The organism is Kitasatospora sp. NPDC101447 (genome assembly GCF_044767225.1).
Classification (GTDB): domain Bacteria; phylum Actinomycetota; class Actinomycetes; order Streptomycetales; family Streptomycetaceae; genus Kitasatospora.
The window spans coordinates 1-7,155 of record NZ_JBIWNL010000002.1 but is presented as its reverse complement, the minus strand read 5'-3'; the positions used below and the strand labels follow the sequence as shown (position 1 = coordinate 7,155).

Sequence of the window (7,155 nt, the reverse complement as noted above, 5' to 3'; positions counted from 1 at the left end):
TGCGGTGATAATAACCAAACTAGTTCTTTTCCCACACGCATTATACACTCCCCGTGGTCCACCCGCCCGCCCGGGGGGGCCGCGCCGCCGGGCCCCGGGCCCGGGCGGCGCGCCGATCGAACGGGTGTACCGGCGGCGGCCACCGGGCACCCCGTAGGAGGGGACTTCCGCCGAGGAGGTACCGAGATGCGGCACGCCGACGCCACGCACATCCGGCCCGAGGGCATCTCCCCACACGCTCTGGGCAACGACACGCTCCTGCACGAGCTGGAACAGCTGCACCGCACACGCCACGAGACCTTCCTGTACGGCTCGGAGGAAGCGCTGAAGCGGCACACGCTGCGCACCGGCCAGCTGGAGGCCGAGTACCTGCACCGGTTCCCCGACCGGCAGGTGACCGCCGGGCGGACCAGGGCCGGCGCGCGGGCCCGGGAGGCCGCGGCCCGGGTGGAGTCGCTGCCGGAGTGACGGGGCCGGCCCGGACCGCCCGGCAGGACACGCCGGGCGCGCGGTGGCGTGCCCCGGGCCGGGCTGTCGGGGAGGGTGTGAGGGCAGACGCACCGGACCCTTGACCCCATGGGAGCCCCGCATGCCCATCGCCAGCGTCAACCCCGCGACCGGCGAGACCCTGGAGACCTTCGAACCGCTCGACGCGGCCGGCATCGAACGTCGGCTGGCCCTCGCCGAGGCCGCCTTCCACACCTACCGCAGCACCCCGTTCGCCGCCCGCGCCGAGCTGATGCACCGCGCCGCCGACCTGCTGGACCAGGACCAGGAGGCGGTCGCCCGCACCATGACCGAGGAGATGGGCAAGCCACTCGCCGCCGCCCGGGCCGAGGCCGCCAAGTGCGCGAAGGCGATGCACTGGTACGCGGACAACGCCGAGGCACTGCTGGCCGACGAGCACCCTGCCCCGGCCGACGTCGCCGACGCCGGCGCCGCCCGCGCCTACGTCCGCTACCGCCCGATCGGCCCGGTGCTGGCCGTGATGCCGTGGAACTTCCCGTTCTGGCAGGTCATCCGGTTCGCCGCGCCGGCCCTGATGGCGGGCAACGTGGGCCTCCTCAAGCACGCGTCCAACGTGCCGCGCACGGCGGTGGCGATCGAGGAGCTGTTCCGGCGCGCCGGCTTCCCCGAGGGCTGCTTCCAGACGCTGCTGATCGGCTCGGGCGCGGTCGAGGGCGTGGTCCGGGACCGGAGGGTCGCCGCGGTCACCCTCACCGGAAGCGAGCCGGCCGGGCGCGCCGTCGCGTCCGCCGCGGCGGACGAGGTCAAGAAGGCCGTGCTGGAGCTGGGCGGCAGCGACCCGTACGTCGTCCTGCCGAGCGCCGACCTGGACGCCGCGGTGCGGACCGCCGTCCGCGCCCGGGTGCAGAACAACGGCCAGTCCTGCATCGCCGCCAAGCGCTTCATCGTGCACACCGAGGTGTACGACCGCTTCACCGCCGGCTTCAGCGCGGCGATGCGCGCGCTGAAGGTCGGCGACCCGATGGACGAAACCACCGACGTCGGCCCGCTGGCCAGCCGCCAGGGCCGGGACGACCTGGAGGAACTGGTCGAGGACGCCCGGACCCACGGCGCCCGGGTGGAGTGCGGCGGCGGGCGCCCGGAGGGCTGGGACACCGGCTGGTTCTACGAGCCGACGGTGCTGACCGGGATCACCCCGGCGATGCGGATCCACCAGGAGGAGACCTTCGGCCCGGTCGCCACGGTCTACCGGGTGGCCGACCTGGACGAGGCGGTCGCCGTCGCCAACGACACCCCGTTCGGCCTCAGCGCGAACGTCTGGACCACGGACGGGGCCGAGCAGGAGCGCTTCGTCCGCGACATCCAGGCCGGCGGGGTGTTCTTCAACGGGATGACGGCCTCCCACCCGGCTCTGCCGTTCGGCGGCGTGAAGCGCTCGGGCTTCGGACGGGAGCTGTCCGGGCACGGGATCCGGGAGTTCTGCAACGTCACCACGGTCTGGATCGGCTGAGCCCTCCCGGATCCCCGCCCGTCCGGGTCAGGTCGCCGCGCGGTGCCGGCCCGGGCCGGGCGTCATCCAGCGGGCGAGCACGCCGACCAGGGCGATGACCGTCAGGCCCCAGGGGATGCACATCACGAGCAGCACCCACAGCTGGCTCACCTGGGCGGCGACCAGGCCGAGGCCGACCGACAGCGCGATCATGATCGTCACGGCGGTAGGGGTGAGGGTGAGCAGCCAGACCCAGGCCCGGTGCCCCAAGCCGGGGTCCTTCGGGGCCTCGGGGCCGGTTTCGACTGCCTTGTAGGTCAGCAGGTCCATCGGGATCGCCTCCGATGCTGGACGGGAGGGGAATGCCTGGCCCGGCGGGTCAGGAGGCCTTGCGCGGAGCGGTGGACTTCCGGCCGGCGGTCTTCCCGGCCGCCGGGCCCTTCCCCGCCGTGGTGGTCTTCGCCGTGCTGCTCTTCGCGGTGGCTGTCTTCGCCGTGGCTGTCTTCGCCGCGGTCGCCTTCCCCCCGGCCTTCCCGGCGGTCCCGTCGGCGGCCTTCCCCGCGGCGGGGGCGCTCCGCTTCGCGGCGGCGCGCTTGCGCGGGGCGGGCTTGTGCCCGGCCTCCTCCGCTTCCGCCTCCGGCTCCCCGGCCGGGCCGCGCCCGCCCTTGGCCTGCTTGAGGCTGCTGCGCAGCGCCTCCATCAGGTCGATCACGTTGTCCGGCGCCTCGCCGGGCTCCTCCTCGTGCGGGATCTCGACGCCCTCCAGCCGCGCGGTGATCACCTGCTGGAGCGCCTGCTGGTAGTCGTCGTGCAGCTGGGAGAGGTCGAAGTCCTCGGAGAGGGTGTCCATCAGCGACCGCGCCATCTTGAGCTCCTGCGGCCGGACGGTCACGTCGTCCTCGGGCGCGATGCCCGCCGCCGGGCGGACCTCGTCGGGCCAGATGCAGGTCTGCAGCACCAGCGTGTTGTCGTGCACCCGCAGCACCGCGGGCGACTCCCGGGTGCGCAGCGCGATCTTGGTGACGGCGATCTGCCCGGACTCGGTGAGCGCGTCGCGCAGCAGCGCGTACGGCTTGGCGGCTGCCTTGTCGGCGACGCCGACGTAGTAGGCCTTGGAGAACATCAGCGGGTCGATCTCGCGCTCGTCGACGAAGGCCAGCACGTCGATGATCTTCTTGCTGGGCAGCGGCAGGTCGGCGAGGTCGTCGTCGCTGAGCGTGACGGTGCGCCCGTCGGGGGACTCGTAGCCCTTGGCGATCTCCGCGTACGGGACCTCCTTCTCCTCCCGCTCGCAGTAGCGCTTCATCCGCACCCGGCCGCCGTCCTTGGCGTGCACCTGGTGCAGCGGGACGTCGTGCTCCTGCGTCGCGGAGTAGAGGTGGACGGGGATGCTGACCAGCCCGAAGCTGATCGTCCCCTTCCAGGTGGTCTGCATGGGGTCGCTCCTGTCCGGCGCCGGGTGACCGACGGGCGCCGAGCGCGCTCGGGACGTGCTCCGACGAATGCCCCGAGAGTCCCACTCTGCCCGGGTTTGCCCCGTTCGGCCACACCGCGCCGACAATGGGCCGAGGAGGTCGATGCGGATGACCGCCACGCACGGGCCCGACCGGGCCCCGCCGCCGGACCGGACGACGTACCGGGTGACCTACCGCGTCCTCGGCGAGGTGCGCGAGGACGAGGTCACCGTGGTGCCCGGGTACTCGCAGGAGAGCGACATCCCGCGCATCCTCGCGGCCCGGCTCGGCGCCCTCCCTGCAGTACCGCCCACGGCACCGCCCACGGCCCGGCCCGCGATCCGGCCCGCCCGGCACACGCCGGAGCGGCGGCCGGAGGTCGTCGTGATCGATTTGAGGGAGATCTGATCTCCTCCGCCCTCCACCCCTCTGACGATGCGTCAGATCTGAGCTTTTCCGACCCCCTCCGCACCCACCCTGACCTGGCCTTTTGCGTCCGGTAAGCGAACAGTTATCAAAGGATTGTTCCGATACTCGTGCGTAGAAGTTAGGTTGCACCGCAATGCGCGGGTCTGTCCCCCCACCCTGTGGCGACGAGCCGAGGGTCGCCGCGCTGGAAAGGCACAGGGCACCTCTAGATGAGTGCGAACACCACCAAGTCGGCGGCAGCCGAGGTCCCGCAGCAGGCGGGGCCGCACGGTCACGGCGGCGACGGCCACCTGAAGGCCGGGCTCAAGAACCGCCACCTGTCGATGATCGCCATCGGCGGCGTGATCGGCGCCGGCCTGTTCGTCGGCTCGGGCGCGGGCATCGCGTCCACCGGCCCGGGCATCCTGCTCTCCTACGCACTGGCCGGCGCGCTGGTCGTGCTGGTGATGCGGATGCTCGGCGAGATGGCCGCGGCCGACCCGCAGAGCGGCTCCTTCTCGGCGTACGCGGACCGCGCGCTGGGCCGCTGGGCCGGGTTCACGATCGGCTGGCTGTACTGGTTCTTCTGGGTCGTCGTGCTCGCGGTCGAGGCGACGGCCGGCGCCAAGATCCTCAACCAGTGGGTGCCCGGCGTGCCGCAGTGGGGCTGGGCGCTGATCGTCATGGCGGTCCTGACCTCCACCAACCTCTTCTCGGTGGCCTCCTACGGCGAGTTCGAGTTCTGGTTCGCCGGGATCAAGGTGGTCGCGATCGCCGCGTTCCTGGTGATCGGCACCCTCGCCGCCTTCGGCCTGCTGCCCGGCACCCACGCAGTGGGCACCAGCAACCTCACGGGCCACGGCGGCTTCCTGCCGCACGGGATCGGCGCGGTCTTCACCGGCATGCTGACCGTGGTCTTCGCCTTCATGGGCAGCGAGATCGTCACCCTGGCCGCCGGCGAGTCGGAGGACCCGCAGAAGGCGGTGACCAAGGCCACCAACAGCGTGATCTGGCGCATCGGCATCTTCTACCTGGGCTCGATCCTGCTCGTGGTCACCCTGCTGCCGTGGGACTCCGCCGAGGTCAAGGCCAGCCCGTACGTCGCCGTCCTGGACCACATCGGCATCCCCGGCGCCGGCCAGGTCATGGACGTGATCGTGCTGACCGCGGTGCTCTCCTGCCTGAACTCCGGGATGTACACCGCCTCCCGGATGGCCTTCTCGCTCGGCCAGCGCGGCGACGCCCCCAAGGCCTTCGCCAAGGTGACCGAGCGCGGCGTGCCGCGCGTGGCGATCCTCTCCTCGGTGGTCTTCGGCTTCATCGCGGTCTTCTTCAACTACACCTCGCCGGACACGGTGTTCGCCTTCCTGCTGAACTCCTCCGGCGCGATCGCGCTGTTCGTCTGGCTGGTGATCTGCGCCACCCAGCTGCGGATGCGCAAGATCATCGAGCGGGAGATGCCCGAGCGGCACACCGTCCGGATGTGGCTGTACCCGTACCTGACCTGGACCGCGATGGGCATGATCGGGTTCGTCATGATCTACATGTTCACCGACGCCGACGGGCGCAAGCAGATGTACCTGTCGCTGGTCGCCGCGGCGATCGTGCTCGCGGCCTCGGCCGTGGTGGGCCGCCGGCGGCGGGCTGCGGTGGCGGCGGGGTCCTGACCCGTCCGCACCGCGCAGGAACGCCGGGTCCGGGAGCCGTTGCGGAGGCTCCCGGGCCCGGTGCCGCTTTTCCGGCGCCTTCCGGCCTTCCATCGCCTCCGGCGCCGTCCGGGGCTTCCGGCGCTTCCGGCCCGGCGGCCGACCGGGCACGGAGGCAGCGCCAGTTTGACCATGGCACGTCAAGGGGATTCCTGGGCATGGCGCTCCCCCACGAGCGCTCCCCCACCCTCCCGGGAGACCCCGTGCCGTCCCTGCCCACCCCCACGTCGCCCTCGCCTCCACCGCCCCGCGCGGAACCCGAGTCCGCACGGCTGCGCTTCGGCCGCCGCCTGCGCCACTGGCGCGAGGCCCGCGGCCTCAGCCAGGCCGAGCTCGGCCGGCTGCTCGGGTACCACAACTCACTGATCAGCCGGGTGGAGAACGCCCTCCGCTGGCCGCCGCCGGGAATGCCCGCCCGCGCCGACGAACTCCTGCTCGCCTGCGGGGAGTTGGCGGACCTGTGGCAGACCGTCCGGCAGGAGCGCGAACGCCTCGGCGAACTCGCCGCCGCCACCCGGCCACCGGCCGCCGCCGACACCGCCCCGCCGGACGCCGCCGCCGTCGAGATGCTCGCCCACCTGCTCGCCGTCTACCGCGCCGCCGCCGACCGGATCGGCGGCGAGGAGCTGGCCGCCGTCCTGGAGCACCACGCCCGCACCCTGGCCCGCCGGCAGCACACCGCTCCGTACGAGAGCCACGCCGCCGTCCGCTCGCTCGCCGCCCAGTACGCCGAACTCGCCGGCTGGGCCCACTTCGAGGGCGACCGCCGCGCCCGCGCGCTCAGCTGGTACGCCACCGGGCTGGAATGGGCACGGACTACCGGGGACCAGGCCACCACGACCGCCCTGCTCGTCCGGCAGAGCACCCTGCACTGGTGGCGCGGCGACGCGGCCGCCGCGCTCGCCCTCGCCGAGGCCGCACGGACCGCCGCGCCGGCCCGCCCCGGACTGCAGGCCTGGGCCGCCGTCGCCCGGGCGCACGCCCACGCGCTGGCCGGCGAGGCGCCGCTGGTGCGCCGGACGCTGACGGACGCCCGGCGGCTGACCACGGCCGCGCGACGCTCCGGCGATCCGACGCCGTGGGCGGCCGGCGCCGAGCTGGTCCTGGCCGTCGCGCACGGCACCTGCCAGCGGGACCTCGCCGTCCGCACCGGCCGCACCGTCCACGCCCGCAGCGCGGTGGCCCGGCTGGAGGCCGCCCTGCGGACCCTGGATCCGGCCGCCCGACCGCGCGACCACGCCCTGGTCACCGCCCGCCTGGCGGGCGCCCTCGCGCTGGCCGGCCGGTCAGGTGCCGCCGCCGCCCTGCTCGCCCGGCTGCCCCCGAGGACGGCCGGCCGCATCGCCCGCGAGCAACGGCGGGCCGAGGAGTGGCTGCGCACGTGAGTTGCGTACGTGAGCTGCGTACGTGAGCTGCGCACGTGGAAGGCCGGGCAGGGCCGCCCCTGGCCGGTTCGACGCCGCCGCAACCGGCCGGACGCGCCGGGCGCCGCACGCCACCCGCCGCGCCGACCGGGTGCGCACGGCACGCCGAGGCGGGGGGGGGGGGCCCCCCCCCGGGGGGGGGGGGGGGCCCCCCCCCCCCCCCCCCCCGGGCCCGCCCGCCCCCCCCCCCGCCGGCCCCCCCCCGC

At 73.9% G+C, this 7,155-nt stretch carries 7 protein-coding genes; 5 read left to right on the top strand and 2 right to left on the bottom strand.

Translation table 11 applies throughout. The annotated features are described in order from the left end of the window. Positions 1-186: 186 nt before the first annotated feature. Together ACIRST_RS02600 and ACIRST_RS02595 are read left to right on the top strand one after the other, a co-directional pair. The gene (locus tag ACIRST_RS02600) at positions 187-468 is read left to right on the top strand and encodes a DUF6158 family protein (protein WP_350526760.1); all 282 of its coding nucleotides are present in this window, start codon (positions 187-189) and stop codon (positions 466-468) included. A 121-nt stretch (positions 469-589) separates the two neighbouring features. After that, positions 590-1,978 carry an NADP-dependent succinic semialdehyde dehydrogenase gene (locus tag ACIRST_RS02595; protein ID WP_402799394.1) on the top strand — a complete coding sequence of 463 codons (1,389 nt, stop codon included), beginning with the start codon at positions 590-592 and terminating at the stop codon, positions 1,976-1,978. 27 nt (positions 1,979-2,005) lie between these two features. On the opposite strand, the gene ACIRST_RS02590 is transcribed toward ACIRST_RS02595, so the two are convergent. Next, a complete protein-coding gene (locus ACIRST_RS02590) occupies positions 2,006-2,287 on the bottom strand; it encodes a hypothetical protein (RefSeq protein ID WP_350526762.1) in 282 nt (93 codons plus the stop codon). 49 nt (positions 2,288-2,336) lie between these two features. Continuing rightward, positions 2,337-3,392, bottom strand: a complete 1,056-nt coding sequence (locus ACIRST_RS02585; RefSeq protein ID WP_350526763.1) for a Ku protein — start codon at positions 3,390-3,392, stop codon at positions 2,337-2,339. A 148-nt stretch (positions 3,393-3,540) separates the two neighbouring features. Between ACIRST_RS02585 and ACIRST_RS02580 the strand changes: the two genes are divergently transcribed. The 3 genes from ACIRST_RS02580 (at position 3,541) to ACIRST_RS02570 (ending at position 6,910) form a co-directional block, all read left to right on the top strand. Further along, the gene (locus ACIRST_RS02580) at positions 3,541-3,819 is read left to right on the top strand and encodes a hypothetical protein (protein WP_402799391.1); all 279 of its coding nucleotides are present in this window, start codon (positions 3,541-3,543) and stop codon (positions 3,817-3,819) included. Positions 3,820-4,049: 230 nt separating this feature from the next. After that, a complete protein-coding gene (locus ACIRST_RS02575) occupies positions 4,050-5,486 on the top strand; it encodes an amino acid permease (RefSeq protein WP_402799389.1) in 1,437 nt (478 codons plus the stop codon). A 197-nt stretch (positions 5,487-5,683) separates the two neighbouring features. Continuing rightward, entirely contained in the window at positions 5,684-6,910 is a 1,227-nt protein-coding gene (locus ACIRST_RS02570; RefSeq protein ID WP_402799387.1) for a helix-turn-helix domain-containing protein, read from the top strand. Positions 6,911-7,155: the final 245 nt, after the last annotated feature.

Excerpts from the sequence above, each read along its gene's own strand:
- ACIRST_RS02570 (WP_402799387.1), top strand. The coding sequence starts at position 5,684 with ATGGCGCTCCCCCACGAGCGCTCCCCCACCCTCCCGGGAGACCCCGTG.
- ACIRST_RS02595 (WP_402799394.1), top strand. The coding sequence starts at position 590 with ATGCCCATCGCCAGCGTCAACCCCGCGACCGGCGAGACCCTGGAGACC.
- ACIRST_RS02600 (WP_350526760.1), top strand. The coding sequence starts at position 187 with ATGCGGCACGCCGACGCCACGCACATCCGGCCCGAGGGCATCTCCCCA.
- ACIRST_RS02580 (WP_402799391.1), top strand. The coding sequence starts at position 3,541 with ATGACCGCCACGCACGGGCCCGACCGGGCCCCGCCGCCGGACCGGACG.
- ACIRST_RS02575 (WP_402799389.1), top strand. The coding sequence starts at position 4,050 with ATGAGTGCGAACACCACCAAGTCGGCGGCAGCCGAGGTCCCGCAGCAG.
- ACIRST_RS02590 (WP_350526762.1), bottom strand. The coding sequence starts at position 2,287 with ATGGACCTGCTGACCTACAAGGCAGTCGAAACCGGCCCCGAGGCCCCG.
- ACIRST_RS02585 (WP_350526763.1), bottom strand. The coding sequence starts at position 3,392 with ATGCAGACCACCTGGAAGGGGACGATCAGCTTCGGGCTGGTCAGCATC.